This window comes from Bradyrhizobium betae, assembly GCF_004123905.1.
Classification (GTDB): Bacteria; Pseudomonadota; Alphaproteobacteria; order Rhizobiales; family Xanthobacteraceae; genus Bradyrhizobium; species Bradyrhizobium betae_A.
Genome location: NZ_MZXW01000043.1, coordinates 1 through 26,906 on the forward strand (window position 1 = coordinate 1; position 26,906 = coordinate 26,906).

Below are 26,906 nucleotides of genomic sequence, written 5' to 3' on the forward strand. Positions count from 1 at the left end.
GAACTCGTAGAACAACGCAGCCTGTTCGACTTGCCGATGTCCCATCATGATCTTCAGTCCTGCCAATTAGACTGACTGAATCACTGATCCCTCTGCGTCGCAACAGTCGCCTTTTTCAACACAATCGGCCGATTGCAGAAGTCTCGCTTTGGTCCAATCCTGCGTTCTGCAACACGAAATGTGGAAATCGCCTGAAAGCCCGGTGTCGTGTTAGCAAGGCATAAACGATTGAGACGTGATAAAGTCGCAACTTAAGCTGGTGATCAAATGCGGCATCTCACGCTTTTACTGTTCATGATTCTCGCTTCCGCCATGCAGGCGGAAGCCGCACCAACATCCATTCGCTGCGACGGCAAATATTATCAGCGGCAGCAAGCTTACTTCGTAACCTATGACCTCAAGACAAATCACTTCGTATTTGAGAACCCCGGTGGAAACAGACTACCTGGCGAAATCATCGGGGTAAGCGACGCACAAATGGACCTCAGCCTGAGGGCAGATGGCGGCCGTATTCTTCTTTCCTTCGATCGCACGCGCAACGTGATGACGTGGCCGGGAATGCCCGGCAATGAACTGGGAAGAACTTTATTGCAACACGCCTGCACGGTGGTTACTGGCAGAACGATGCTGTCAGCATTCTCGCAGCCTGAGCAATTTGACCCGAAACGTCTCGACCCGGTTGATGCCTTTTCGCTCACCTGTCCAGGCCAATATGGTCCATATTTCGTCACTCTGGATCGCTCTACAAAAACAGTCGTTCTAGAGACCCAATCCGCGGCCGAGACCATGTCGGGCAACGTCACTGGAGCCAACGATGGCTCTATTAGATTTGCGGTCGCTGGTCGCTCAGGCAGCCAATTTGATCTCGTCTGGGATGAGCGCAAGCGATTGCTGACCTGGATTGGCGTTGCGGATGATCCGGCCAGGCCGACAACAAGCCACGAATGCGCTGTCACCGGGCCCCGGTCAATCATGGAGTCTTATGCACAATTGGCGCGCTGACCCCGAATGTGACTGCGGTCGTTCGATTAAGACTGCTATGGGTCAGAAGCAGTCGATGCTGGCCCAGCGGGGCGACTTCCGCTTGTCCCCGAGATTTGACGTTTAGTATCCCCTTAGTGAGCGGTCCCGAGGCCGGTCTCATCCAGCCGTGTCGCGAACCAGCGCGACAGCGATTCATCGACGACGCCACTGACATAGACTTCCGAGACCGTCACATGCCGCCGGTCCAGCACCAGCAGCACACCGATCCAGTAGGGAAACCAGACGTGCACGTCGGTGAGCGCCCTCAGCTTGTGCTGGTCGTGCTCGAGCGGCGTGTGATTGCTGGCCTTGCGGATCTCCACAGTGAGCAGATTGTTCGGGATCTCGCGCTGATGCACGACGACGTCGGGGTAGATCGACTTGCCGAGATGGTCGTCGGTCGAGATGATGGTGCCGTGCGGCAGATGCAGCGTGCGCTCGCCGAGCCGGTCGTAATTGCAATCGACCGACCAGCCGGCGAATTGCTTCTCCAGATGCACGGCGAAGCGGTGCGTCACCGCCCGCTCGCCGACGTCTTTCTCGAACAAAAATCCTTCGTGGGCGTAGAAGTCCCGGAGCGCCGCGATCACCTTGTTCAGCTCGGTCTGCATCGTGCCTCCCGACCCTCGGCGCTCCGTTGTATGCGCGCCCTTACATCTGGACTTCGATCAGCCGCGGTCCAGGCTCGGCGACGGCTTCGGCCAGCGCCTTGTTGAACTCGTCGGCATTGGTGACGGCACGGCCGGGCACGCCCATGCCCTTGGCCAGCGCCACGAAATCGAGCGTCGGCCGGTCGAGCCGGAGCATATCGTTGGCACGCTGGCCGGGCTCGCCGGCGCCGACATTGTCGAATTCGCCGCGCAGGATCTGGTAGATGCGGTTGGCGAACACGATGGTGACGATGTTGAGGTTTTCGCGGGCCTGCGTCCACAACGACTGGATCGTGTACATCGCGCTGCCGTCGCCGACCATGCAGATCACCTTGCGGTCCGGGCAGGCGATCGCGGCGCCGATCGAGAGCGGCGTCGAGAAGCCGATCGAGCCGCCCATGTTCTGGAGCCAGTCGTGCGGGGCCGCGGCCGCCGTCGGCGGGAAGAAGGCGCGGCCGGTTGTGAGCGACTCGTCGACCATGATCGCGTTCTCGGGAATCGCGTAGGCGATCGCCTGCGCGATGGACGCGTGGGTCAGCGCGCCGGTCGGCTTGATGAGCTCCTGCAACGCCTGCGGCTTGACGTCCTTGGCGCTGGCCTTCACCGCGCTGGCGAGCGCTTCGAGGGCCGCGACCGAATTCTCGCCCCAGGAGGTCATGCGATGGACGTCGCAGCCCTCGGGCTTGAGCATGCTCGGCTTGTTCGGATAGGCGAAGAACGCCACGGGATCGTCGGACTCGACCAACACGATGTGACGGAATTTTGCCAGCATCGGCAGCGCGTTCTCGATGACGTAATGAATGCGATCGATCGAGAAGCGGCCGCGGCCGCGCGCCATCTTCGGGCGGAAGGTCGGGCCCATCACGGTGCAGCCGGTCCTGGCGGCGATGCGCTCGGCCAGCGCGAGGCCCTGCTCGCTCAGCGCGCTGCCGGTCATCAGCAGCAGCGTGCCCTCGCCATCGCCGTGCAGGATTTTTGCGGCCTGCTCGACCGCCTGCGGCGAGTAACTGGCGCGCTGCTGCTCGGCCGGCACCTCGGCGATGCCGTCGGCCTCGTTCCAGGCGGTGTCGGCGGGCAGGATCAGGGTCGCGATCTGCGGCGGCGCGCTTTTCGCGGCGGCAATCGCCGCGGCACCGTCAGCGGCGATCGACTTGGAATCCGGCGAGGTGCGGACCCAGGACGACATCGGCCGGGCCAGACCCTCGATGTCGGAGGTCAACGGCGCGTTGTAGCCGATGTGGTAGATCGCGTGCTGGCCGACGATGTTGACGATGCCGGAATTGGCTTTCTTGGCGTTGTGCAGATTGGCAAGGCCGTTGGCCAGCCCGGGGCCGAGATGCAGCAGGGTCGAGGCAGGCGTGCCCTTCATGCGGAAATAGCCGTCGGCGGCGCCCGTCACCACGCCTTCGAACAGGCCGAGCACGCAGCGCATGCCCGGCACCCGGTCGAGCGCTGCGACAAAATGCATCTCGGAGGTGCCTGGGTTGGTGAAGCAGACATCCACCCCACCCTTGACCATCGTCCGCACCAGGCTTTCCGCACCGTTCATTCTATCTGCTCCCGCAACCCGCCATGTTCAGATATCCGTCCGATCAATCATTGTTCGCGGCCCTCGTCAAAGCAATAGGCGGCATCGCGGCCCTGCCCCGCAGGACGAAGCGCCGGTTTGGCTAACGCTTTCAGGCAAATTGGCGGGGTTGCCGATTTGGTAACGGAAACCGTTAAGCATGGCGCTTCTCACGGGGCCGTGGCTTGCGAAAAGCCCGCAAATATGGCCTCTGGCATGGGTTGAATCGAATATTTGCTGGGGGAAACAATGACCCGATTTTTTGCCGCGCCGATTGCCGCCATTGCGTTGCTGACGACCATGGCCGGCGGCGCATTCGCCGAAGGGGCTGACGCGCGCGACATCATGGGCGGCGGCCCGAACTTCTTCAGCGGCGGCTCCAGTCCGATCCCCCGCACCACCGTCATGTACAACGGCAACTATGCCCCCGGCACGATCGTGGTCAACACCAGCGAGCGCCGGCTCTATCTGGTCCTCCAGAACGGCCAGGCGCTGCGCTACGGCATCGGCGTCGGCCGCGACGGCTTCCGCTGGGGCGGGGTGCACAGGATCACCGCCAAAAAGGAATGGCCGGATTGGACGCCGCCATCGCAGATGATCGCCCGCCGGCCGGACCTGCCGCGCCACATGAAGGGCGGCATCGAGAATCCGCTCGGCGCGCGCGCGATGTATCTGGGCTCGACGCTCTACCGCATCCACGGCTCCAACGAGCCGGAGACGATCGGCCAGGCGGTCTCCTCGGGCTGCTTCCGCATGACCAATGACGACGTCAGCGACCTCTACGGCCGCGTCGGGGTCGGCACCACCGTGGTGGTGCTGAACAACTAGCCGGCAGCGAATTGCGGGAACCCGCAGGGCGCGTGAATATGCGGACTTGTGTGCGCGACGCGAATACGGCAGCGTCGCCTGGCAATGAGCGCATTGGCCCCGCCTTCGTCCGGCTTTCGCATCGCCCTGCTGGCGCTCGCTACCGTCGCGTTTGTCCCTGACACCGCTACCATGGCCGACGCGGGCGAGCTGCCCGCGATCGCCTCGCGCCAGCGCATCGAGAAGAAGAGCTTTACCGACGGCGAGATCGTCGAAGGCTTTCTGAAGACGGCGTTCGGCGCCGAATACCACCTCGCCGGCCGGGTCGACCGCATCCGCAAGTTCGACGGGCCGGTGCGCGTGTTCGCCGACAGCGACCGAACCGACCGCAAGACGCAGCTCGCAAAGGTCGTCATCGACATCGGCAAGCGCGTGCAGCATCTCGACATCGCCATGATCGACTCGAGCGAAGCGGCGAATCTGCGGGTGAAGCTGGTGCGCGACCGCGATCTGTTCCGCACCATTTCGAGCTTCTACGGCGTGGACAAGGCGCGCGAGATCCGCACCTCGCTCGATCCGCAATGCCTGTCAGGCTTCCGCAAGAACGACAATTTCGAGATCGAGCATTCCGACGTCATCCTCACCGTCGACAATGGCGACTTCACCTTCCTCGACTGCGCCTATGAGGAGCTGCTGCAATCGCTCGGGCCCATCAACGACACCACGAGCGTGCCGTGGACCATGTTCAACGACAACGTCTCGATGGGCTTTTTCGACGTCTACGACCAGTACATCCTCAATCTGCTCTACGACCCCCGCATCAAGGCGGGGATGACCGTGGCTGAGGTCAAGGCGGTGCTGCCCGAAGTGCTTGCGGATGTACGCGTCTGGGTGAGGCGCGTGAATGATTTGAAGGAGTGAGAGCCCGTCATTGCGAGCGCAGCGAAGCAATCCAGAGTCTTTCCGCAGAGGGATTCTGGATTGCTTCGCTGCGCTCGCAATGACGGAGGAAAGAGCGGTGCATTACTGCACGAGATCGGCAACCGTGGTCGCGGCCTTCAGCCCCGTGCCGGTGAGAACCGCCACCGTGGTCTCGTTCGCCTTGATCGATCCCGCACTGGCGAATTTCTCCAGTGCCGCCGCTGCGCTGGCGCTGGTCGGCTCGGCGAACAGGCCCTGGCGCGCGAGGCGACGCAAGGCGGCGACGATCTCGTCCTCGGTGAGCGCAACGGTGCCGCCGCCGCTCTCGCGCAAGGCGGCGATGATCTCGCGCAGGCGCAGCGGGTTCTTGATCGCGGTGCCCTCGGCGATGGTCTTGTTGACCTCGCGGGCGACAGGCGTATCGACGCCGGCCTGAAAGCTCGCATCGATCGGCGAGCAGTTGAGCGGTTGTGCTGCGAACAGGCGCGGCAGCTTCGCGATCTGGCCCGCCTTCAGCAACTCGCGGAAGCCGAAGGCGCAACCCAAAAGACTACTGCCGGCACCGACGGGGACGATGACGTTGTCGGGCGCGCGAAAGCCGAGATCTTCCCAGATCTCATAGGCGAGCGATTTGGTGCCTTCGAGGAAGAACGGCTGCCAGTTGTGGCTGGCGTAAAAGGTCTGGCTCGACTGGCGGATGGCTTCCGCCTCCGACTCCTCGCGCGGCCCCTCGACGAGTTGAACCGTCGCGCCATAGGCGCGCACCTGCGCGATCTTGGCCGGCGAGGTCGAGGCCGGCGCGAGAATCTTCACGCGCATGAGGCCTGCAGCACCCAGCCCCGCCATCGACGAGCCGCCATTGCCGGAGGAATCTTCCAGGATCGCGTCGACGCCGATCTGGCGCAGGAACGACAGCATCACCGCCGAGCCGCGGTCCTTGAAGCTCCCGGTCGGGTTGAACCATTCCAGCTTGAAGTGTGGCCGCAAATCGCCCCAAGCCTGCTGGACCAGCGGCGTGCAGCCTTCGCCGAGCGTGATGGGATTTTTGATCGCGACCGGCAGCGCCGCCCGGTAGCGCCACAGTGAGCGCGTGCGGGGCTCGATGTCCTCGCGCGACATCCCCGCCCCCGGCGTCACCAGCAGCGGCGTGCGCTCGTCCGAGCACCAGCGCGGCGGGTCCAGCGGATAGAGCTTTCCGTTGCGGGGATCGATATAGCTGGCGGTGGGCATGGCGTTCTCCGGGGCGGGGCCGATCCGGTCGATATGTCTGAATATGCAGATTTTATCCAGTCAGCTGTTTGGAGGCGGGAGGCGCGCCCTTTAAAAATTACAACGATTACATAGATATAGGGCGAGTTCTGGCGTCGTTCGGGACGAGCACGGGACCGGCCGCTGGCCGCCCCGCACGATTAACTTGTCTGTCGCGACTGCCCGCTACAATATGTTGGATTGAGCTTGCGCCGCCGGTGGTCCGCACCGGCAACGCAAGTGAGCCAGGCCCGTCCGAGCGGCGGGCCGTTGGCTTTTTGGGAGCCTGGACATGAGCCGCGCGAACCGTACCGATCACATCCGCCTGACCTCCCATCCGGAGCCGGGCCGGAAGGCCGCCTTCCCGATCCATTGGGGCGCCGCCGATGCACGCGCACGCGGGCCAATCATCGGCACGGTGTCGCGCGCCGGGGATCGCAACGTGATCGGCAGCCATGGCGGCTCCTACGCGATGTACCGCGCGCTCGCGGTGTCCGCTGGCGCGCTCGATCCGATTCGTAGGCCCGATCTCACCAACACCTTTCCGGCGGCGACCATCGGCCCGTTCGAGCAATGGCGCGATCCCGCAAAGATCGTCGCGCTCGACCCGTGGGGGCATCTGGTCGCGGAGAATTTCGGCAAGGACATCGCCGAGGGCATCGACATCCGCCCGAGCATCGCGGTGACGCGGGCGCGGCTCGACCTGCCCGAGATCCGCGAGGCGCTCGCCGCAAAACGGCTGCGCGACGACGGCGAGGTCGTGCATGCCAATGGCAGCGTCTCGGTGGTGAAGATCGCGATTGATCCGGTCTGGTATCTGCCGGGCCTTGCCGAGCGGTTCGGGACCAACGAGACCGAGCTGCGCCGCACGCTGTTCGAGCAAACCGCCGGCATGTTCCCCGAGCTGGTGACACGGCCGGACTTGAAGGTGTTTCTGCCGCCGATCGGCGGCACCACCGTTTACATGTTCGGCGATGTGACAAAACTGCCTGATCATCGCACCAAGATCACCTGCCGCGTGCATGACGAGTGCAACGGCTCCGACGTGTTCGGCTCCGACATCTGCACCTGCAGGCCCTATCTCATTCACGGCATCGAGGAATCCGCGCGCGGCGCGCAGGAAGGCGGGCTCGGGCTCGTCATCTACAACCGCAAGGAAGGCCGCGCGCTCGGCGAGGTCACGAAATTTTTGGTCTACAATGCGCGCAAGCGCCAGGAGGACGGTGACGCGGCCGCCGCCTATTTCGAGCGCACCGAATGCGTCGCTGGCGTCCAGGACGCACGCTTCCAGCAATTGATGCCGGATACCATCCACTGGCTCGGCCTGAAGCGCATCGACCGCTTTTTGTCGATGAGCGACATGAAATACGACGCGCTGACCTCGCAGGGCATCGACATCGTCGAGCGCGTGCCGATCCCGCTGGAGCTGATCCCGGCCGACGCCCATGTCGAGATCGCCGCGAAGAAGGCCGCCGGCTATTACACGACCGACATCGCGCCCGAGAAGGACGTGAACGGCGTGGTCGGCCGTTCGCTGGAAAAATACTGATCGCGCGATGGCGGACGCATTGGAACAACAGGCCCGCTCCCTGCTCAGCGCAGGAGCGGTTCGCGCGCGTGCTGGCGAGATGCTCGATATCGGCCTTGCCGGCGGGCTGAGCCACTTCACGATCGATCTCGGTCGCATGGATGCTGTTGCGGAGGCCGTGCTTACGGTCACGCGAAAAGCCTATCCGACGCTGGACGTGCCCTTCCACGCGCGGTGGCGGCATTTTGTGCTTGGCGGCGTCGATCGCTGGGCGCGGCTGGCGAATGCTGCATCATGGCCGGATCGCGCCGCGCGGGCGCGGGCAGAGTTCGACCTCGCCATTGTCAGCGTGCTGCTCGACGCCGGTGCGGGTGCTGCCTGGCGTTATCGTGACGCGGTGACGGGACAGGGGATCGGACGATCGGAGGGGCTTGCGATCGCGAGCCTCGACATGTTCGCAAGCGGACTCTTTTCCCGCGATGCAAGCGCGCCGTTCAGGGCCGATGCGGACGTGCTCGCGCAACTGCCCCTCGCCGCTCTCACCGCTGCGTTTCAGGTCAGCGATGCCAATCCGTTGCTCGGCCTTGAGGGGCGTACCGATCTGCTGCGGCGCCTCGGCAAGCTGGTCGCCGAACGCGCGGACGTGTTCGGCCTGCACGACACGCCGCGCCCGGGCGGCTTGTTCGATCACATCGCGGCGCAGGCTGTGGGCGGCGCCATCGCGGCGCCCGCCATTCTGTCGGCGGTGCTGAATCAGCTCGGACCGATCTGGCCGTCGCGGCTTGAGCTTGCCGGCGTTCCGCTCGGCGATTGCTGGCGGCACCCCGCGCTGAGGACGGATGACGCAACTGCCGGTTTCGTGCCGCTGCACAAGCTGTCGCAATGGCTGAGCTATTCGCTGATCGAGCCGCTTCAGCGCGCGGGCTTCGAGATCACCGACATCGACGGGCTCACGGGGCTTGCCGAATACCGCAATGGCGGCCTGTTCGTCGATCACGAGGTGCTGCGCCTGCGCGACGCCGCCGACGCCGAGCGCGCGCATGCGGTGGATTCGCTGCTTGTCGTGGAGTGGCGCGCGCTCACTGTGGCGTTGCTCGACCGGCTTGCCGAACTGGTTCGCGCCAAGCTTGGCCGCACGCCTGACACATTGCCGCTCGCGAGCATTCTCGAAGGCGGCACCTGGGCCGCGGGCCGCGCCATCGCATTCTCGCGCCGTCCCGATGGCGCACCGCCGCTCAAGGTGATCAGCGACGGTACGGTTTTCTAGCGCATCGCGCATCGATCATTTCAGGAGCATCCGATCATGGAAGGCGTCACGATCGTCGATCATCCGCTGGTGCAGCACAAGCTGACGCTGGTGCGAGACAAATCCATCTCGACAAAGTCGTTCCGAGAGCTGATCAAGGAGATCGGCATGCTGTTGTGCTACGAGGTGACGCGCGATCTGCCGCTCGCTGACACCGTGATCGAGACTCCGCTGGCGACGATGCACTCGGCCAAGATCGCCGGCAAGAAGCTGGTGTTCGTGCCGATGCTGCGCGCCGGCACAACCTTCGTCGACGGCATGATGGATCTGGTGCCGACCGCGCGCGTCGCGCATATCGGGCTCTATCGCGAGCCGCACAGCTTTGCCGCGGTCGAGTATTTCTTCAAATCGCCATCCGACCTCGGCGAGCGCCTGGCGATCGTGGTGACGCCTGTCGTCGCCACCGCCAACACCGCTGTCGCCGCAATCGATCGCCTGAAGGAGCGCGGCGCGAAAGACATCCGCCTCGCCTGCCTGATTGCCGCGCCTGAAGGACTGGAGCGGCTGCGCGGATTGCATCCTGATGTCCCGATCTGGACCGCGGCGGTCGACGAAGGCCTCGACGAGAACGGCTTTATCCTGCCGGGCCTCGGCGACGCCGGCGACCGCGCCTACGGGACGCGATAGCTCAAATCTTCCCGCTGCCGCAAATCCCCTTCAGCGCCTGCCACTCCGTGTCAGTCAGCAGCGGCGGGCCGCTGGCGGGACGATCCTCCTTGGTCATGCGGGCGAGGCGATCCTCGGTCAGCGGATGGCTGGCGAGGATCGACGTGAGGCCGCCGCCTTCCTTGCCGGTGATGCGGAACATCAATTCGGCCGCGGGCTTCGGCGAGCGGCCGAGCTTGTGCATGATCTCGATCGCGAACGTGTCGGCAGCGGTCTCGGCCTCGCGCGAATAGGAGGCTTCGACCACGCTGCGCGAGGCGAAGATCACGGCGGACGAGCCGGTGACGTCGCCGAACAGCAGGCCGATCAGGAACGAGGTGCCGCCATTGTAAATCAGGCCGCGCATGTTGTCGTGATGCTTGAGATGACCAAGCTCGTGGGCGAGGATGCCGGCGAGCTCGTCGGGGCTTTCCGCCTTGTCGATCAGGGCGTTCAGCACGAACACCTTGCCGCCCGGCAGCGCAAACGCATTCGGCACCGGGCTTGGCAGCACGCCCGCCGTCATCGCGTCGTCGTCAAGCCCGGCGGCGTCGCGCAGGCGATTGACGAGCTTTGTGAACGCGGCTTTCCCGGCGGGGCCTTCGCATATGCTGCGGCCGAAGATGGTCTTCACCTGGACCTCCGACGCATCGCCGATGCGCCGCTCGATCGGTTTCGGCACCAGCGGCGCGAGACGATCGGCAGCGAGCGGCACGCCGAACAGCACGACGCAAACGATGGAGGCGGCCGCGGCCACTGACCAGCCGACGATTTTTGCAACACCGCGGCGCGAGGTCTGGTGCTCGTCCAGACGCATGCAGCGAATGGTTAGGTCAGCGGCGAGCGCGGCGTCGCGGATTTCGAGCCGCGCCAGCGATGGCGCCGATGTCGAGGCCAGGCGCAAGATCCCCGCCGGACTGTCGGCACGGCGGATATCGGCATAGACCCAGCTGACGGGCGCCCCGCCCTCCTCGGCGATCTCGAGCGCATCACCGAGCGTCAGCGTCACCTGCCGCCTGCGGCTCGACACGCCGTCGAAGAAGATCGTCGGCTTGTCAGGCTGCGCCGGGGCCTCGGTGGACAACTCACTCACAGATCAGAATCCCGCTACGTCAAGACCATCGGCAAAACCTTCGCCGAGCGCGTTGGCAAGCTCACCGCTGCCGCGCACGTCCGCCGCGACCCCGATGTTGTGCACCTCGACGGTTTCCAGCACCTTGGCCCAGAGATCACGCTGAAGATAGACGCGCATGATGATGTTGACCGCAAGCGCCAGAGCGAAATAGCCGATCACCATCATCACCAGCATCGGGATGCTTTTGCCGGCATTTCCGGGGCCAAGCGCCTGCGCGACCGGAAGATCGCTGAGCTTCACGGCGAGCGCGATGGCTCCGGCGAGATAGGCGCTATAGACGACGCTCAGCAGCAGCCACCAACCGACCACCTTCCAATACAGGCCGTAGAACGCGTTGTGCGGCAACTGCGAGGACAGGCTCACGCCGCCGATGCGGATGCCGTCGAGCCACCAGCGCCACTCGCGCGCCTTGAACTCGGCATAGAAAAATGGCGCGAGCGGGAAGATCACGATCGCGATCGGGCTGAGCAGCCACAGCCACCAGCCGCGCTTGAAGAAGGTCCAGCCGTCGGCTTCGAAGTCGCCCTGCAAATCGCCGTAATGGGTGTGCCGCATCTTGTAACGTTCGAGCGAAGCCTCGCGCCACGGCAGCGCCAGGCCGAGGGTGAGGAACACCAGCAGGCCCCACGCCATCGCGCGGAACGAATAGGCCCAACCCGAACCGTCCATCCAGAAGCGCACGCCGCGCCAGACTGTCCGCGTCAGCCGATAGCGCCGTGCGCGAAAGATCGCGAACTGGCCGAAGGCGTAGAAGCTGATGAACAGCGGCGTCGAGGCAAAGCCCTGCCAGCGTTCGAACTCGATACCGACCAGGAAGTAAGCCAGATAGATCGGCACCAGGATCGCGAGCGCGACCAGGAAGCCGATCAGGAGCTCCTTGGCCCGGCCGGTATATTCGGCAGCATCGCCGTCGATCGCGGTGCTCGACCACAGATGACGGCGGATGTCGGTGACCAGCCAGAACCGGTAGAAGCCGAAGGTGACCAGCTCCAGCATGGCACCCTTGGTGACCATTTTGCGGAACTCGGTGCGATTGCCGGTGAAATCGACCCGCGTCGGCGGCAGCGGCGGGGGTAAGGGTTCTGAGCCGATCGGGGCCCATTGCATGTCGTTCACGGCAACCTCGGGATGCTGACCTGATCCAATCAAACTATAGATCAGAGGTTAGTCGATCCCCAAGATGGCCGGGTTCGATTTACCTCGATTCCAGTCGATTTGTTGCACGATTCCGTAGGCAAAGGCGTGCGGGAGGTCACGTTGACCGATCCGCGTGACGGCCGCCCGCCCTCTCGCAAAGGTTGGATGCAGCAAAACTCTCCCTTGCTCCGGCGCAGACAACGGGCTGTAATTGCAAATCAAATACCGCAGCGCAGAATTCACAAAAAACGCGCGCGGGAAGGTCAGGGAGAACGGTCATGCATGGGACCATCGAGAGCGCGGCCAAGCTCGACGCGTTGCGCGAGCGCGCGTCGTCATTGCCGCTGGAGCAGTTCGATCCGGGCGATCCTGAGCTGTTCAGGACCGATACGTTCTGGCCCTATTTCGATCGGCTGCGCCGCGAAGACCCCGTGCACTATTGCAAGGACTCGATGTTCGGGCCGTACTGGTCAGTGACGCGCTACAACGACATCATGGAGATCGAGACCAATCATTCGGTGTTCTCCTCGGCCTCCTCGCTTGGCGGCATCACCATCCGCGACATCGATCCGGATCTGCGCCGCGAGAGTTTCATCTCGATGGACCCGCCGCGCCATGCGGCGCAGCGCAAGACCGTGGCGCCGATGTTCACGCCGACGCATCTGGACAATCTCGCCCTCAACATCCGCAAGCGCTCCGCCGAGTGCCTGGACAACCTTCCCCGCGGCGAAGTGTTCGACTGGGTCGACCAGGTCTCGATCGAGCTGACCACACAGATGCTGGCGGTGCTGTTCGATTTCCCCTGGGAGGATCGTCGCAAGCTGACGCGCTGGTCTGACATCGCCACCACCATTCCCGGCCCCGACGGCGTCGTCGCCACCGAAGACGAGCGCCAGGCCGAGCTTGCGGAATGCGCCGGCTATTTCGCGCGCCTCTGGAAGGAGCGCATCGCGCAACCGCCGAAGAGCGACCTGCTCTCGATGATGGCGCATGGCCCCGCCACGCGCGACATGGATGCCAGGAACTTCCTCGGCAATCTCATCCTTTTGATCGTTGGCGGCAACGACACCACCCGCAACACGATGTCGGGTGCGATCCATGCGCTGAGCCAGCATCCGGAGCAATATCGCAAGCTGCGCGAGAACCCCGCGCTGATCGACAGCTTCGTGCCCGAAGTGATCCGCTGGCAGACGCCGCTGGCGCATATGCGCCGCACCGCACTCGCTGATTTCGAGTTCCGCGGCAAGCGGATCAAGAAAGGTGACAAAGTCGTGATGTGGTACGTCTCGGGCAACCGCGACGAAGAAGTGATCGAAAAGCCCTACGATTTCATCATCGACCGCGCCCGCCCGCGCACGCATATCTCCTTCGGCTTCGGCATCCACCGCTGCGTCGGTCTGCGGCTTGCTGAACTCCAGCTCAAGATTATTTGGGAGGAGATCCTCAAACGATTCGACCATATTGACGTGGTCGGCGAACCCAAGCGGGTCTATTCGAGTTTCGTAAAAGGTCTCGAGACGCTGCCGGTGAAGATTACGGCGTGAGATCGCAGTAAGATGAGTTCTTACGACATCCACGAGGAAGCTGCGCCCCCTCTCCCGCTTGCGGGGAAGGGCTGGGGTGGGGGCATCTCCGCGAGCGAGAGCCCCCAAGAGGAAAGAGCCCTCACCCGCGCCTTCGGCGCGACCTCTCCCGCAAGCGGGAGAGGTTAGAAGCAAACACTGGAGCTACCGCCATGAACGTTCAAGCGCCGGTTAAAGTGGACAAGGCCGAACGCATGCGCAGGGCCCGCGAGGAGGCCTATGCGACGCCGCTTTCGCAATTCCACCCCGGCGCGCCCAGGCTGTTCCAGGACGACACGCTGTGGCCGTGGTTCGAGCGGCTGCGCAAGGAAGAGCCGGTGCATTACTGCACCAACGCGCCGATCGAGCCGTATTGGTCGGTGGTGAAATACAACGACATCATGCATGTCGACACCAATCACGGCCTCTTCTCCTCGGACTCGACGCTCGGCGGCATCGGGATCCGCGACGTGCCGGAGGGCTATGACTGGCCGAGCTTCATCGCGATGGACCAGCCCAGGCATTCGTCGCAGCGAAAGACGGTGTCGCCGATGTTCACGCCGACGCATCTGGACGAACTGGCAAAGCTGATCCGGCAGCGCTCGCAGACCGTGCTGGACAATCTGCCGCGTAACGAGACCTTCAATTTCGTCGAACGCGTCTCGATCGAGCTGACGACGCAAATGCTGGCGACCCTGTTCGACTTCCCCTGGGAAGAGCGCCGCAAGCTGACGCGCTGGTCGGATGTCGCGACCGCGCTGCCCAAGAGCGGCATCGTCGCCTCGGCCGAAGAGCGCCGCCGCGAGATGGACGAATGCTACGCCTACATGTCGAAGCTGTGGAACGAGCGCGTCAACGCGGCACCGCGCAACGATCTGCTGTCGCTGATGGCGCACAACGATGCCACGCGTTTCATGGACCCCGACAATTTGATGGGCAATATCATCCTGCTCATCGTCGGCGGCAACGACACCACGCGCAACACCATGACCGGTTCGGTGCTGGCGCTGAACGAGAACCCGGACCAATTCGATAAGCTGCGCGCCAATCCGGAGCTGATCGATTCCATGGTGCCCGAGGTGATCCGCTGGCAGACGCCGCTGGCGCATATGCGGCGCACGGCGCTTGCCGACACCGAGATCGGCGGCAAGCAAATCAAGAAGGGCGACCGCGTCGTGATGTGGTACGTCTCGGGCAACCGCGACGAGGAGATGTTCGAGAAGCCGAACGACTTCATCATCGACCGCCCGCGCCCACGCACACATCTTTCCTTCGGCTTCGGCATCCACCGCTGCGTCGGCATGCGGCTGGCCGAGCTGCAGTTGAAGATCGTCTGGGAGGAGATGCTGAAGCGGTTCGACCGGATCGAAGTGGTCGGCGAGCCGAAGCGGATCTATTCGAGTTTTATCAAAGGATATGAGTCGCTGCCGGTGCGGATTCCGGGGTGACGGCTCCATCCGCCGTCATTGCGAGGAGCGGACTCACCTTGGCCCATCACACGGCGAAACCATCAGTCCGTCATCCTGAGGTGCGAGGCCTGCGGTGCAAAGCACCGCAGGGGGAGCCTCGAAGGATGAGCGGCCGGGATGTAGCGACAGCCGGGCCGCCGCCCTTCGAGGGCCGCTGAAGAAGCGGCCGCCTCAGGGTGACGGTGATAGACAGGCACGCGCGGCGTCATTACCAGCTATAAAATTCCGGCATGACAGCTCGCGCCAGATGCGAAGGCAAGATGGCGCCTGACTGTTCTACGACGGCATCTAACTCAACTTGATGTCCCACACGCCTTCCTTGCGGCAGGCGGCGACTTCCTCGCGCAAGAGCGCGGTGACGGCCAGCGACGCCGTCGAGGCCGGGCGGTCGATCGGAGAGGCGAAAATGAGCTCGCGCGTCATCGGCTTGGACACCATTGCCGTTTCCAGCCGGCCGTCCGCGACCTCGCCGTGGACCGAGGAGGGCGGCAACAGCGCAAAGCCGAGGCCTTCCTCGACCAGGCTCGTCAGCACGCGAAACGAATCCGCCTCGAGCTGGACGTTGAGCTTGATCTTGCGCTGGGCGGCGGCGTGCTCGATCAGCGCGCGGAGGCCGTGCGAGTGACTGGGCAGCACCAGCCGCTGCCGCAGCAGCCAGCCGATGTCGACGTTCTTCTTGCGCGCGAGGCCGCAGCCGCGCGGGCCGACCGCGACGATGTTGTCGCGGCCGAGGCTCTGCACATTGAGATGGAGATCGGCCGAGCGGCCGTAGAGGATGGCAAGGTCCATTTCGCCGCGATGCAGCCATTCGACGATATGTCCGCTGTAGCTCTCGACGATGCGCAGCGAGATGCCCGGATATTTTTCGACGCAGCGCCGCGCAAACCGCGCCGACAGCACGCAGCTCACGGTCGGAACCAAGCCGAGCACGACCTGGCCCGACGGCGGCCCCTTGGCCGACTGGATGTCGTCGCGGATCTGGTCGAGTTGCCGAACGATGCCGGAGGTGCGCGCCAGCAAGAGGTGCCCGGCCTCGGTCAGCACCATGCCGCGGCCGTTGCGCGTGAACAGTTCGGCGCGCAGCTCGTGTTCCAGCAGCTTGATTTGCCGGCTCAGCGCCGGCTGCGCCACACGCAACGTGTCGGACGCCTTGCTCAGACTGCCGAGCTCCGCCACGCAACTGAAGGTCCTGAGCTGCCGGAAATCCATGCTTGCCAATCCTGGAAGGCTACTTCATACGCTATAGCAAATGAGCATAGGGGGCTGGCGATGTTTTCACAACGCCAGAGGAACGGCCGGCGTTATCTTAACAGCCGCGAGAGACGGGAAACGCCATGAGTGAAGACCACCACACCGAAGATCATGCCGACATCCGCGAAGCCGTCGCAAAGCTGTGCGCGCAGTTTCCCGGCGAATACTGGCGCAAGCTCGATCGCGAGATGGCCTATCCAAAAGCCTTCGTCGACGCCCTGACTGAGGCCGGCTATCTCTCGGTGCTGATCCCCGAGGAGTATGGCGGCGCGGGCCTGAAGCTTTCTGCGGCAGCCGCGATCCTCGAAGAGATCCAGCGCGCCGGCTGCAACGGCGGCGGCTGCCATGCCCAGATGTACACCATGGGCACCGTGCTGCGGCACGGCAACGACGAGCAGAAGGCAAAATATCTGCCGAAGGTCGCGAGCGGCGAATTGCGGCTGCAGGCCTTCGGCGTCACCGAGCCGACCAGCGGCACCGACACGACCTCACTGAAGACGTTTGCGCGCAAGGACGGCAATGCCGGTTACATCGTCAACGGCCAGAAGATCTGGACCAGCCGCGCCGAGCATTCCGATTTGATGCTGCTGCTGGCACGCACCACGCCGAAGGACGAGGTCAAGAAGCGCACGGATGGGCTCTCCGTGTTCATCGTCGACATGCGCGAGGCCAAGAACAAGGGCCTGGAGATCCGCCCGATCCGCACCATGATGAACCATGCCACCACCGAGGTGTTCTTCACCGACATGAAGGTACCGGCGGAAAATCTGATCGGCGAGGAAGGCAAGGGCTTTCGCTACATCCTCTCCGGCATGAACGCCGAGCGTATCCTGATCGCCGCCGAATGCGTCGGCGACGCCAAGTGGTTCATCGCCAAGGCCACTGCTTACGCCAAGGAGCGTGCGGTGTTCGGCCGGCCGATCGGCCAGAATCAAGGCATTCAGTTCCCGATCGCCAAGGCCTATGCCGCGATGCGCGCGGCCGAACTGATGGTGAAGGAAGCCACGCGCAAATACGAGGCCGGGCTCGACTGCGGCGCGGAAGCCAACATGGCAAAAATGCTGGCGGCGGATGCGTCGTGGGAGGCGGCGAATGCCTGCGTCCAGACCCATGGCGGCTTCGGCTTTGCCGAGGAATACGACGTCGAGCGCAAATTCCGCGAGACGCGGCTCTACCAGGTGGCGCCGATCTCGACCAACCTCGTGCTGTCCTTCATCGCCGAGCATGTGCTCGGCATGCCCCGCTCGTACTGAGGCAGCATCATGGGAGCTCTTGACGGGATCAGGGTGATTGCGGTGGAGCAGGCGGTGGCGGCGCCGTTCTGCTCGTCGCGGCTGGCGGATGCCGGCGCCGAGGTGATCAAGATCGAGCGACCCGAGGGCGATTTCGCCCGCGGCTATGACGCGGCGGCCAAGGGGCAGAGCAGCTATTTCGTCTGGCTCAATCGCGGCAAGCAATCGGCGGTGGTCGATCTCGCCACGAAAGAAGGCTGCGCCGAGCTGGAGAAGCTGATCGCGAGCGCGGACGTGCTGATCCAGAACCTCAAGCCGGGCTCGATGGACAAGCTCGGCTTTTCGCGCGAGCGGCTGCTGAAGGACTATCCAAAACTGATCTCGTGCACGATCACCGGCTATGGCGACGACGGTCCCTACGCCCACCGCAAGGCCTATGATCTGCTGATCCAGGCCGAGAGCGGGTTGGCTTCGATCACCGGCAATCCTGACGGCGCCTCGCGCGTCGGCATGTCGATCGTCGACGTCGCAACCGGCGCGACCGCGCATGCCGCCATTCTCGAAGCGCTGATCGGGCGCGGCCGCACCGGCAAGGGTGCCGACATCCGCATCTCCATGTTCGACGTGATGGCGGACTGGTGCACGGTGCCGCTGCTCAACTCCGAGGCCGGCAATCCGCCCAAGCGCATGGGCCTGCGGCATCCCTCGATCGCGCCCTATGGCGTGTTCACCTCAAAGGACGGCAAGGATATTCTGATCTCGATCCAGAGCGAGCGCGAGTGGAAGACGCTGTGCGTCAAGGTGCTCGATCAGCCGGATCTGCCGGCCGATCCGCGCGTCGCCAACATGGTCGAGCGCGTGCGCAATCGCGATTTCACCGACACGACGGTTGCGGATGCCTTCGGCAGGATGACGCGCGACGAGCTGTTGAAACGGTTGTCGGACGCCGACATCGCCTTTGCCGAGGTCAACACCATGGCTGACCTCACCAACCATCCGCATCTGCGTCGTATTGAAGTGGATACGCCGAACGGTCGGGTCAGTTATCCCGCACCGGCGCCGATCATCGTCGGCGAGACCCGCAGCTATGGTGCCGTGCCGGCGATCGGCGAACGACCCAAGAAATAACAGAGCGAGGCGTCATGACCGAGAAGCTCGACATCGATCATCTCAGGCAGTGGATCGGCCGCAGCACCGAGGCCACCGACATCGTCACCGCGCAGCTCGTGATGGGTCTTCGCGCGACGCTGTTCCAGGAGGTCGGCGAACCCAAAAAGGGCGATGCCGCGCCGCTGACGGTGCATTGGTGCCTGGCGCAGCCGGTGTTTCCGATGTCGATGCTCGGTCCCGACGGCCACCCGACCCGCGGCGGCTTCCTGCCGCCGGTGCCGCTGCCGCGCCGGATGTGGGCCGGCGGCGAGATCGAGTTTTTGCAGCCGTTACAGGTTGGCGATGAATCGACGCGGACTTCGCGGATCGCCGATGTGCAGGTGAAATCAGGTTCGACCGGCACGCTCTGCTTCGTCTCTGTCGAGCACAGCATCTCCTCGCCGCGCGGCACCGCCATCCGCGAGCGGCAGGACATCGTCTATCGCGAGATGACTGGCAGCGCGCCCGCTGGCGGCAAGGCCTCGCCTCCGCCGCCGACCGCGCAGCACCGCGAGACGCATGTGTCGGACCCCGTGCTGCTGTTTCGTTATTCCGCGCTGACGTTCAACGGCCACCGCATCCACTACGACCGCGATTACGTGACCAAGGTCGAGGGCTATCCGGGCCTGATCTTCCATGGCCCGCTGCAGGCGGCGCTGATCATCGAGATGGCGGCGAAGCTGCATCGCGGCAGGGCGCCGAAGAAGTTCACCTATCGCGGCTTGCAGCCGTTGTTCGAGGGCACGGAGTTTTCCGTCAACGCCAATGAGACCGAGGCCGGCATGGAGCTGTGGACCGCGAACGCGGAAGGGCAGCCGACGATGAAGGGCACGGCGGTGTGGTGAGCCTCTCTCCTCGTCATTGCGAGGAGCTCTTGCGACGAAGCAATCCAGACTGGCACCGCGGCGGCATTCTGGATTGCTTCGCTGCGCTCGCAATGACGGGATGGGGCTGATAGCGTCGATCAACACAGGGGACGGAAACCATGTCCAAGAACGGCAAGACCGGCAGCAAGTCCGTCACCGTCAAGCAGGCGACCCTCGACCTGCTGCGCTGGTTCGGCATCAAAAAAGTCTTCGGCAATCCCGGCTCGACCGAGCTGCCGTTCCTGAGCGACTGGCCCGACGACATCGACTACGTGCTGGCGCTGCAGGAAGCCTCGGCCGTCGGCATGGCCGATGGTTACGCGCAGGCCACGCGCAATGCCGGCTTCGTCAATTTGCATTCGGCGGCCGGCGTCGGCAATGCGCTCGGCAATATCTACACCGCGCATCGCAACCAGACGCCGCTCGTGATCACCGCAGGCCAGCAGGCCCGCTCGATCCTGCCGTTGCAGGCGTTTCTCTACGCCGAGCGTGCCTCTGAATTTCCGCGGCCCTATGTGAAATACAGCGTCGAGCCGGCGCGGCCCGAAGACGTGCCGGCCGCGATCGCGCGCGCCTATTACACCGCGATGCAGCCGCCCTGCGGGCCAACCTTCGTGTCGATCCCGATCGACGACTGGGCGCACGCGACCGCGCCGATCGAGGCGCGCAAGGTCAGCCGCGAAATCGGTCCCGAGCCCGACGCCATGAAGGCACTCGTCGCAGCGCTCGGTTCGGCAAAACACCCTGCCCTCGTCGTCGGCCCCGGTGTCGATCGTGCCGGCGCGGTCGACCTGATGGTGCGCGTCGCCGAGAAGGCTAAGGCGAGCGTCTGGGTGAGCCCGTTCTCGGCGCGCTGCTCGTTCCCCGAGCGGCACCCGCAATTCGCAGGCTTCCTGCACGCCTCGCCGGCGCAACTCTCCGACGCGCTGCGCGAGCATGACGTTGTCGTCGTCATCGGCGCGCCGGTGTTCACCTTCCACGTCGAAGGCCATGCCGCGATCTTCGACGGCGGCGCGACGATCTTCCAGATCACGGACGATCCGGATGCGGCAGCGGTGACGCCCGTCGGCACCAGTATCATCGCGACGATGAAGCCGGCACTGAGCCTGCTGCTCGACCTCCTGCCGGAGAGCAAGCGCGCGACGCCGAAAGGCCGCACGCTGCCGCCGGCGCCGCAAGCCGCCGATCCGCTGCCGGTCGACTTCCTGCTGCATGCGCTGTCGCAGGCCATGCCGGATGGCGCCTCGCTGGTCGAGGAAGTACCCTCGCACCGGCCTGCGATGCAGAAGTTTTTGCCGATGCGCGGCCAGGACAGTTTTTACACGATGTCGAGCGGCGGCCTCGGCTACTCCCTGCCCGCCGCGGTCGGGATGGCGCTCGGCAAGCCGAACAGCCGCACCGTCTGCCTGATCGGCGACGGCTCGGCGATGTATTCGATCCAGGCGCTGTGGACCGCGGCGCAACGCAAGCTGCCGCTCACCATCGTCGTCATCAACAATTCTGGCTATGGCGCGATGCGCTCGTTCAGCAAGGTAATGCAGGTGCGCAATGTGCCCGGGCTGGAGCTGCCTGGGATCGATTTCGTCCGGCTCGCCGAAGGCATGGGGTGCGATGCGGTGCGCGTGACGAAGGCGGCGGAGCTAGGGGAGGCGCTCAAGCGCGGGATGGCGTTTGAGGGCACGAGCCTCATCGAGGTCGTCGTGGATTCGGCGGTGCCGGTGCTGTACGGGCAGAAGCATTAGGGCTACGACGCCAAAAATCCCCCATCCGCCGCGAGCACATGCCCGACGATGTAGGATGACGCGTCGGACGACAGCCACACCACGGCTTCCGCGACCTCTTCCGGGCTCCCCATCCGCCGCAGCGGCAGGCCGGCGCTGACGGTTGCGATATCGCCGACGCCGGCGCGCAGCATCATGTCGGTGACGACGCGGCCAGGCGCGATGGCATTGATGCGGATGCCGCGCGGGGCGTTCTCCATCGCCGCCGAGCGCGTCAGCGAGATCGCGGCCGCCTTCGAGGCCGAATAGAGCGAGAAGCCGGGATTGGGATTGCGCACGCCGCTGACGGAGGCGTTGACCACGATGCTGCCACTGCCTTTCGCCAGCATCGCCGGCAATTGGTGGCGCAAGCACAGGAACAACGCGCGGACATTGGTGTCGAACACGCTGTCGTAGATATCCATGCCCTGCTCTTCCAGCGGCGCGCGGCGCTCCTGGAACCCGGCATTGTTGAAGGCGACGTCGAGCCGTCCGCAGCGCTCGACCGCGGTGCCGACGAGACGCGCCACGTCATCCTCGCGCGTAATGTCGGTCTTGAGCGCGATCGCCTCCGCACCGAGCGCGCGGCACGCCGAGGCCGTCCCTTCGATCTCGGCTTCGCGCCGGCCCGCAACGATGACCGCCTCAGCACCCTCTGACGCCATCCGCAGCGCGGTGGCGCGGCCGATGCCGCTGCCGCCGCCCGTGACGAGGCAGACCTTGCCTCTCATCCGCTGACCTGCAGGCAAAGTTCCGCTCATGACCCACTCCGAGACGCTTGCGCGCGGCGCTGCGCGCATATAGTTGTATGATACAACTATATGCCGGGAGTCAAGGCATGGCTGAGCTTGCACTGATCGACGACATCCGCGCCGCCTCGCGCCTGATGGTGCGGGAACTCGGCTTCATGGATGCGACGGTGGCGGCCTCGGATTATCCGCCCTCGGCCGTGCACACCATTCTGGAGATCGGCATCCGCGGTCCGCTGACTTCGGGCGAGCTCGGCGAATTCCTGCGGTTGGAAAAATCCAGCGTCAGCCGGATGGTGCGCAAGCTGATCGATTGCGGTGAGCTGCGGGAGACGCCGGACGAGCTTGATGCCCGCAGCAAGCTGCTGTCACTGACGGCAAAGGGGCGGCGCACGCTGGAGGCGCTGCATGCATTTGGTCGGCAGCAGGTGAGCGGCGCGCTGGCGGCGTTGACGGACGCCGAGCAGCGCAAAGTGCGCGAGGGGATGATGCTCTATGCGCGGGCGTTGCGGCAGAGCCGGGGGGAGGAAGAGGCGGCGGCGTAGCCGCACTCTCGGTGTCATCGCTCGGCTTGACCGGGCGATCCAGTACTCCGTGACGACTGTGATTGAACCGTTGGGCCGCGGCGTACTGGATGCCCCGCTTTCGCGGAGCATGACAGCGTCAACCGTGGAAGCACCGTCGGCTACTTCCCGAACTCCTCCCGCATTTTCGCCTGGATCTTGGCCATGCCGCCGATCCAGCGGTCGTAGTTCTCGGTCTTCTTGCGCATGTAGCCGAGCACCTGGGGGTGCGGCAGGATCAGGAACGTCTCTTGCTCGAGGCCGGCGAGCACGTCTTTCGCGACCTGCTCGGGCGTGAGGTCGCCGTCGCCGGATTGCGGGCCCTTCGGAATCGAGCGCAGCATGTTGGTGTCGACGCCCTGCGGGCAGAGGATCGAGACCTTGATGTTATCAGCCTTGTGTGAGATCGCGAGATTCTCCGCAAAGCCGACCGCGGCGTGCTTGGTGGTGGAATAAGCGGGGCTGCCGACCTGCGACAGCAGGCCTGCGGCCGAGATGGTGTTGAGGAAATAGCCGCCGCCGCGCGCCTTCATGCGGGGGATGAGATGCCGCGCCGCATAGACATGGGCCATGACGTGGATCGCCCAGCTGCGCTGCCAGGGCTCGTCCGAATTACCGCCGGCATTCACCGACATCGGATCGAAGCCGCCGCCGATGCCGGCGTTGGAGCAAAACAGTTCGATCGGACCGAACTGCCGCTCCGTCTCCTCGATGACGTGGGAAACTTCCTTTTCCTGCGCGACGTCGCATCTGAATGCCGCGCCATCCACCGTGGCGGCAACGGCCCGCGCGTTGGCGGCATCCATGTCCGCGACCACGACCTTGGCGGCACCCGCCTTGTGAAACGCTTCGCACAGCGCCTTGCCGATGCCGTTAGCGCCGCCCGTGACGACCACGACCTTGCCGGTCACCTGCATGCGACGTCTCCTCTTGTCTTGGCTTCTTATTCCGCTTCGCGGGTCGTGCTCAGCTCAACACGAGGTCGAGCACCGCGGTATAATGGCATGCCGCGCCGGCCAAGACAAAGCCGTGCCAGATCGCATTCTGGAAGCGCAGCCGCCGCCAGGCATGGAAGATCACGCCAAGGCTGTAGAGGAGCCCGCCGGCAAGGATGAAGTCAAGCACCAAGGCGGGCAGCGCCTTGACCACGGCGTCGTAGAGCATCACGCCGCTCCAGCCCATGGCGAGATAGATGCCGACCGCAACGCGGTCGAACCGGCCGGGATAGCGAAGCTTCAAGACGATGCCGACGATCGCCACGCACCAGACACAGACCAGCAGCGCCAGCGCGAACACGCTGTCCTTCACTTCCAGAATGAATGGCGTGTAGGTCGCGGCGATCAGCAGGTAGATCGCGGAATGGTCGAACCGCCGCAGCGCCCATTTGATCGGCGAGACCGGCCAGAGATTATAGGTCGCCGACAGCACCAGCATCGAGAGCAGGCCGGCGACATAGATCGAGACACCGACGATGTCGATCGTGTTGGCATAGACCACCGCAAGCACCACCAGGACGGTCGCGGCAATGATACCTGAGAGCACGCCGATGGCGTGGATGATTCCGTCGGCAATGATCTCGGCGCGATCGTAGTTCCAGCCGACGGCATCGGCGGCGGCGTGAACGGAGGTGGACGCAAGCTGTTTCAGTTGGAAGACGGTCATGGCAATCCGCAAAGGCTGAGACAATGGCCTCTTCTATGGGTCATTCGGGACCGGCGCGTCGTTCAATCGGCTGATTTACCGACAAAGGCGGTGGAAGTATGAAGCTTGATTTTCTTCGCGCAATTGCCACTTTTGTGAACAGTCGCACATTCCGCCCGCCCGAGATCCCCTAACGTTCATATGGCATTCAGTTTCCAGGATATGGTCGAAGAGGCGCGCCTGTCGGCCCGGGCGCTGATCGACTATGGCGAGCACTTCTTCAACCCGACGGTGCGGCTTGGCGTCACCGGCCTGTCGCGCGCCGGTAAGACCGTATTCATCACCGCGCTGATCCATGGCCTGACACGCGGCGGCCGTTTTCCGGTGTTCGAGGCCTATGCCTCGGGCCGGATCGCGCGGGCAAATCTTGCGCCGCAGCCCGACGATGCCGTGCCGCGCTTTGCCTATGAGAACCATCTGCGCGCGCTGATCGAGGAGCGGCGCTGGCCGAACTCGACGGTCGACATCAGCGAGCTGCGCCTCGTCATCGACTACCAGCGCCCGAACGGCGCCGACCGCACCCTGACGCTCGACATCGTCGATTATCCCGGCGAGTGGCTGCTCGACCTGCCGCTGCTGCAAAAGAGTTTTGAGCAATGGTCGGCTGAAAGCTTGGCGCTGTCGCGCGAGGCGCCGCGCGCGCATCTTGCCGCGGACTGGCACGCGCATCTTGCAACGCTGAAGCCCGAGGCGCGTGAGGACGAGCAGGCCACGCTCACAGCCGCAAAGCTGTTCAGGGGTTATCTGCAAGCCTGCCGCGACGAGCGCTTTGCAATGAGCCTGCTGCCGCCCGGCCGCTTTCTGATGCCCGGCAATCTCGCCGACACGCCGGCGCTAACCTTTGCGCCGCTCGACGTACCGGTCGGTGGGCAGGCGCCGGAGGGATCGCTGTGGGCGATGATGGTGCGCCGCTATGAGGCCTACAAGGACGTGGTGGTGCGGCCGTTCTTTCGCGATCACTTTGCGCGGCTCGATCGCCAGATCGTGCTGGCCGATGCGCTCGCCGCGTTCAACGCCGGACCCGAGGCGCTGCACGATCTCGAAGCCGCGCTTGCCGGCATTCTCGATTGCTTCAGGATCGGCCGTAGCACGATCCTCTCCAGCCTGTTCCGACCGCGCATCGACCGCATTCTGTTCGCGGCGACCAAGGCGGATCATCTGCACCGTTCCAGCCACGACCGGCTCGAGGCCGTGCTGCGCCGTACGGTCTCGCGTGCCGTGGCCCGCGCGGAAGATACCGGCGCGCAGATCGACGTCGTTGCGCTCGCCGCCGTCCGCGCCACGCGCGAGGCGCAGGTCGCGCATGGCCGCGACAAATTGCCCTCCATCCTGGGAACGCCGGCGGCCGGCGAAAGCGCCGGCGGCGAATTCTTCGACGGCAACACCGAAGTGGCGACCTTTCCGGGCGATTTGCCACTCGATCCCGAGCCGCTGTTCAACGGCACGAATGCGTTCCGCGGATTGTCTACAGAGGCCGCGGAGAAGAGCGATTTCCGCTTCCTGCGCTTCCGTCCGCCAAAACTCGAACGCGAGGGAAATGACGAGCCGACGCTGCCACACATCCGCCTCGACCGTGCCTTGCAGTTCCTGATCGGAGACAGACTGTCATGAACGACCGATCGAAGCCACGGCGGCCGGCGACGTTCCGACTCGATGATCCCGGCGTCGTCGTCACCGAGGCCGACGAGACGGCCCGGCTCGGCCGCACCACCATCCAGATCACGCCGGAGCACGATCCTCAGGCTCTGCCGGTGCCGATCGATCCCGCGCTGCCGGCACGACGTGGCTTTCCCTGGGGGACGCTGTTCTGGGGCGGCCTCGCCGGGCTGACGCTGCTCGGCACCGGACTCGGCGTCGTGCATCTGATCGAGGATCTGTTCGCGCGCAGCGAAAGCCTCGGCTTCGTCGGCGTTGCCTTCGCCTTCGTCACCACGCTCGCACTCGCAGTGGTGATCGGGCGCGAGGCGTTTGGGCTGGCGCGCCTTGCGACCATCGAAAAACTGCATCAGCGCGCAGCCGCCGTCCTTGCAAGCGACGATCGCAAGGAGAGCCGGATCATCGTGCAGGACCTCCTGAAGATCGCACACCAAAATCCGCAGCTCGCGCGCGCCCGCGGCACGCTGGAGAGCCACACCGGCGAGATTATCGACGGCGCCGACATGATTCGCCTGGCCGAGCGCGAATTGATGTCGCCGCTGGATGCGGAGGCGCGGCGGCTGGTGTCGTCGGCCGCGCAAAAAGTCTCTATCGTGACCGCGGTGTCGCCGCGCGCGCTGATCGACGTGCTGTTCGTGTTCGTGGCGTCGCTCCGCCTGATCCGCCAGCTTGCCTATCTCTACGGCGGCCGCCCCGGCGCGCTCGGCATGATCCGCCTGCTCCGCCACGTCATCGCCCATCTCGCCATCACCGGCGGCATGGCCGCAAGCGACAGCCTGGTACAGCAGATGCTCGGCCACGGGATCGCGGCAAAGCTGTCGCAACGGCTGGGCGAAGGCATGCTGAACGGATTGCTGACGGCGCGGCTTGGCTTGGCTGCGATCGACGTGACACGGCCGCTGCCGTTCGCGGCGCTGCCGCCGCCAAAATTGTCGGACCTCGCGACGGATTTGTTGCGGAAGAAGGACGACGAGGAGTAGT

The 26,906-nt window shown here is 64.5% G+C and carries 24 protein-coding genes; 15 read left to right on the forward strand and 9 right to left on the reverse strand.

Features of this window, described 5'->3' with window-relative positions:
- Positions 1-267 precede the first annotated feature (267 nt).
- Positions 268-1,002 (forward strand): hypothetical protein, encoded by a 735-nt coding sequence (locus tag B5V03_RS31095; RefSeq protein ID WP_129274218.1) that lies wholly within the window; start codon positions 268-270, stop codon positions 1,000-1,002.
- A 113-nt stretch (positions 1,003-1,115) separates the two neighbouring features.
- Here the strand turns inward: B5V03_RS31095 and B5V03_RS31100 are convergent, their stop codons facing one another.
- Both B5V03_RS31100 and B5V03_RS31105 read right to left on the reverse strand, forming a co-directional pair.
- Entirely contained in the window at positions 1,116-1,634 is a 519-nt protein-coding gene (locus B5V03_RS31100; RefSeq protein WP_129274219.1) for a hypothetical protein, read from the reverse strand.
- 40 nt (positions 1,635-1,674) lie between these two features.
- Positions 1,675-3,222 (reverse strand): acetolactate synthase large subunit, encoded by a 1,548-nt coding sequence (locus tag B5V03_RS31105; protein WP_129274220.1) that lies wholly within the window; start codon positions 3,220-3,222, stop codon positions 1,675-1,677.
- A 267-nt stretch (positions 3,223-3,489) separates the two neighbouring features.
- On the opposite strand from B5V03_RS31105, the gene B5V03_RS31110 reads away from it, so the two are divergent.
- On the forward strand, positions 3,490-4,068 hold the full coding sequence (locus B5V03_RS31110) for a L,D-transpeptidase (protein WP_129274221.1): 579 nt from the start codon (positions 3,490-3,492) through the stop codon (positions 4,066-4,068).
- An 84-nt stretch (positions 4,069-4,152) separates the two neighbouring features.
- Complete coding sequence (locus B5V03_RS31115; protein ID WP_164988411.1) at positions 4,153-4,968, forward strand: DUF2927 domain-containing protein; 816 nt, start codon at positions 4,153-4,155, stop codon at positions 4,966-4,968.
- Between the two features lie 102 nt (positions 4,969-5,070).
- On the opposite strand, the gene B5V03_RS31125 is transcribed toward B5V03_RS31115, so the two are convergent.
- Positions 5,071-6,198, reverse strand: coding sequence for a threonine synthase (locus tag B5V03_RS31125; protein ID WP_129274224.1), 1,128 nt, complete (start codon positions 6,196-6,198; stop codon positions 5,071-5,073).
- 310 nt (positions 6,199-6,508) lie between these two features.
- Between B5V03_RS31125 and B5V03_RS31130 the strand changes: the two genes are divergently transcribed.
- Genes B5V03_RS31130 through upp form a run of 3 tightly spaced genes read left to right on the forward strand, consistent with a single transcriptional unit; the run spans position 6,509 to position 9,677 of the window.
- The gene (locus B5V03_RS31130) at positions 6,509-7,765 is read left to right on the forward strand and encodes a GTP cyclohydrolase II (protein WP_129274225.1); all 1,257 of its coding nucleotides are present in this window, start codon (positions 6,509-6,511) and stop codon (positions 7,763-7,765) included.
- Positions 7,766-7,772: 7 nt separating this feature from the next.
- Positions 7,773-9,011, forward strand: a complete 1,239-nt coding sequence (locus tag B5V03_RS31135) for a URC4/urg3 family protein (RefSeq protein WP_129274226.1) — start codon at positions 7,773-7,775, stop codon at positions 9,009-9,011.
- A 36-nt stretch (positions 9,012-9,047) separates the two neighbouring features.
- On the forward strand, positions 9,048-9,677 hold the full coding sequence (gene upp / locus B5V03_RS31140) for a uracil phosphoribosyltransferase (protein WP_011089974.1): 630 nt from the start codon (positions 9,048-9,050) through the stop codon (positions 9,675-9,677).
- Between the two features lies 1 nt (position 9,678).
- Here the strand turns inward: upp and B5V03_RS31145 are convergent, their stop codons facing one another.
- Both B5V03_RS31145 and B5V03_RS31150 read right to left on the reverse strand, forming a co-directional pair.
- Entirely contained in the window at positions 9,679-10,788 is a 1,110-nt protein-coding gene (locus B5V03_RS31145; protein WP_129274227.1) for a M48 family metallopeptidase, read from the reverse strand.
- Positions 10,789-10,791: 3 nt separating this feature from the next.
- Positions 10,792-11,937: a YjgN family protein gene (locus tag B5V03_RS31150; protein WP_206736209.1), complete on the reverse strand. Its 1,146-nt coding sequence runs from the start codon at positions 11,935-11,937 to the stop codon at positions 10,792-10,794.
- A 308-nt stretch (positions 11,938-12,245) separates the two neighbouring features.
- Here B5V03_RS31150 and B5V03_RS31155 point away from each other — a divergent pair, with 308 nt between their 5' ends.
- Together B5V03_RS31155 and B5V03_RS31160 are read left to right on the forward strand one after the other, a co-directional pair.
- Positions 12,246-13,511 (forward strand): cytochrome P450, encoded by a 1,266-nt coding sequence (locus B5V03_RS31155; RefSeq protein ID WP_129274229.1) that lies wholly within the window; start codon positions 12,246-12,248, stop codon positions 13,509-13,511.
- A 191-nt stretch (positions 13,512-13,702) separates the two neighbouring features.
- On the forward strand, positions 13,703-14,977 hold the full coding sequence (locus tag B5V03_RS31160) for a cytochrome P450 (protein WP_129274268.1): 1,275 nt from the start codon (positions 13,703-13,705) through the stop codon (positions 14,975-14,977).
- A gap of 309 nt (positions 14,978-15,286) precedes the next feature.
- Here B5V03_RS31160 and B5V03_RS31165 read toward each other — a convergent pair whose 3' ends face one another.
- Positions 15,287-16,207 (reverse strand): LysR substrate-binding domain-containing protein, encoded by a 921-nt coding sequence (locus B5V03_RS31165; protein ID WP_129274230.1) that lies wholly within the window; start codon positions 16,205-16,207, stop codon positions 15,287-15,289.
- A gap of 125 nt (positions 16,208-16,332) precedes the next feature.
- Between B5V03_RS31165 and B5V03_RS31170 the strand changes: the two genes are divergently transcribed.
- The 4 genes from B5V03_RS31170 to mdlC all read left to right on the forward strand — a co-directional run bounded on the left by B5V03_RS31170 (position 16,333) and on the right by mdlC (position 21,238).
- The gene (locus B5V03_RS31170) at positions 16,333-17,502 is read left to right on the forward strand and encodes an acyl-CoA dehydrogenase family protein (protein WP_129274231.1); all 1,170 of its coding nucleotides are present in this window, start codon (positions 16,333-16,335) and stop codon (positions 17,500-17,502) included.
- A gap of 9 nt (positions 17,503-17,511) precedes the next feature.
- A complete protein-coding gene (locus B5V03_RS31175) occupies positions 17,512-18,609 on the forward strand; it encodes a CaiB/BaiF CoA transferase family protein (protein WP_129274232.1) in 1,098 nt (365 codons plus the stop codon).
- 14 nt (positions 18,610-18,623) lie between these two features.
- Positions 18,624-19,475: an FAS1-like dehydratase domain-containing protein gene (locus B5V03_RS31180; protein ID WP_129274233.1), complete on the forward strand. Its 852-nt coding sequence runs from the start codon at positions 18,624-18,626 to the stop codon at positions 19,473-19,475.
- A gap of 140 nt (positions 19,476-19,615) precedes the next feature.
- Positions 19,616-21,238 carry a benzoylformate decarboxylase gene (mdlC, locus tag B5V03_RS31185; RefSeq protein ID WP_129274234.1) on the forward strand — a complete coding sequence of 541 codons (1,623 nt, stop codon included), beginning with the start codon at positions 19,616-19,618 and terminating at the stop codon, positions 21,236-21,238.
- Between the two features lie 2 nt (positions 21,239-21,240).
- On the opposite strand, the gene B5V03_RS31190 is transcribed toward mdlC, so the two are convergent.
- Positions 21,241-22,017 (reverse strand): SDR family NAD(P)-dependent oxidoreductase, encoded by a 777-nt coding sequence (locus B5V03_RS31190; RefSeq protein ID WP_129274235.1) that lies wholly within the window; start codon positions 22,015-22,017, stop codon positions 21,241-21,243.
- Between the two features lie 77 nt (positions 22,018-22,094).
- On the opposite strand from B5V03_RS31190, the gene B5V03_RS31195 reads away from it, so the two are divergent.
- The gene (locus tag B5V03_RS31195) at positions 22,095-22,550 is read left to right on the forward strand and encodes a MarR family winged helix-turn-helix transcriptional regulator (RefSeq protein ID WP_129274236.1); all 456 of its coding nucleotides are present in this window, start codon (positions 22,095-22,097) and stop codon (positions 22,548-22,550) included.
- Between the two features lie 140 nt (positions 22,551-22,690).
- Here the strand turns inward: B5V03_RS31195 and B5V03_RS31200 are convergent, their stop codons facing one another.
- Together B5V03_RS31200 and trhA are read right to left on the reverse strand one after the other, a co-directional pair.
- A complete protein-coding gene (locus tag B5V03_RS31200) occupies positions 22,691-23,485 on the reverse strand; it encodes an SDR family oxidoreductase (protein ID WP_129274237.1) in 795 nt (264 codons plus the stop codon).
- Between the two features lie 49 nt (positions 23,486-23,534).
- Positions 23,535-24,230 carry a PAQR family membrane homeostasis protein TrhA gene (gene trhA / locus B5V03_RS31205; RefSeq protein WP_129274238.1) on the reverse strand — a complete coding sequence of 232 codons (696 nt, stop codon included), beginning with the start codon at positions 24,228-24,230 and terminating at the stop codon, positions 23,535-23,537.
- Between the two features lie 180 nt (positions 24,231-24,410).
- Here trhA and B5V03_RS31210 point away from each other — a divergent pair, with 180 nt between their 5' ends.
- Complete coding sequence (locus tag B5V03_RS31210; RefSeq protein WP_129274239.1) at positions 24,411-25,880, forward strand: YcjX family protein; 1,470 nt, start codon at positions 24,411-24,413, stop codon at positions 25,878-25,880.
- Positions 25,877-26,905 (forward strand): YcjF family protein, encoded by a 1,029-nt coding sequence (locus tag B5V03_RS31215; RefSeq protein ID WP_129274240.1) that lies wholly within the window; start codon positions 25,877-25,879, stop codon positions 26,903-26,905. The genes B5V03_RS31210 and B5V03_RS31215 overlap by 4 nt, the downstream gene beginning before the upstream one ends.
- Position 26,906: the final 1 nt, after the last annotated feature.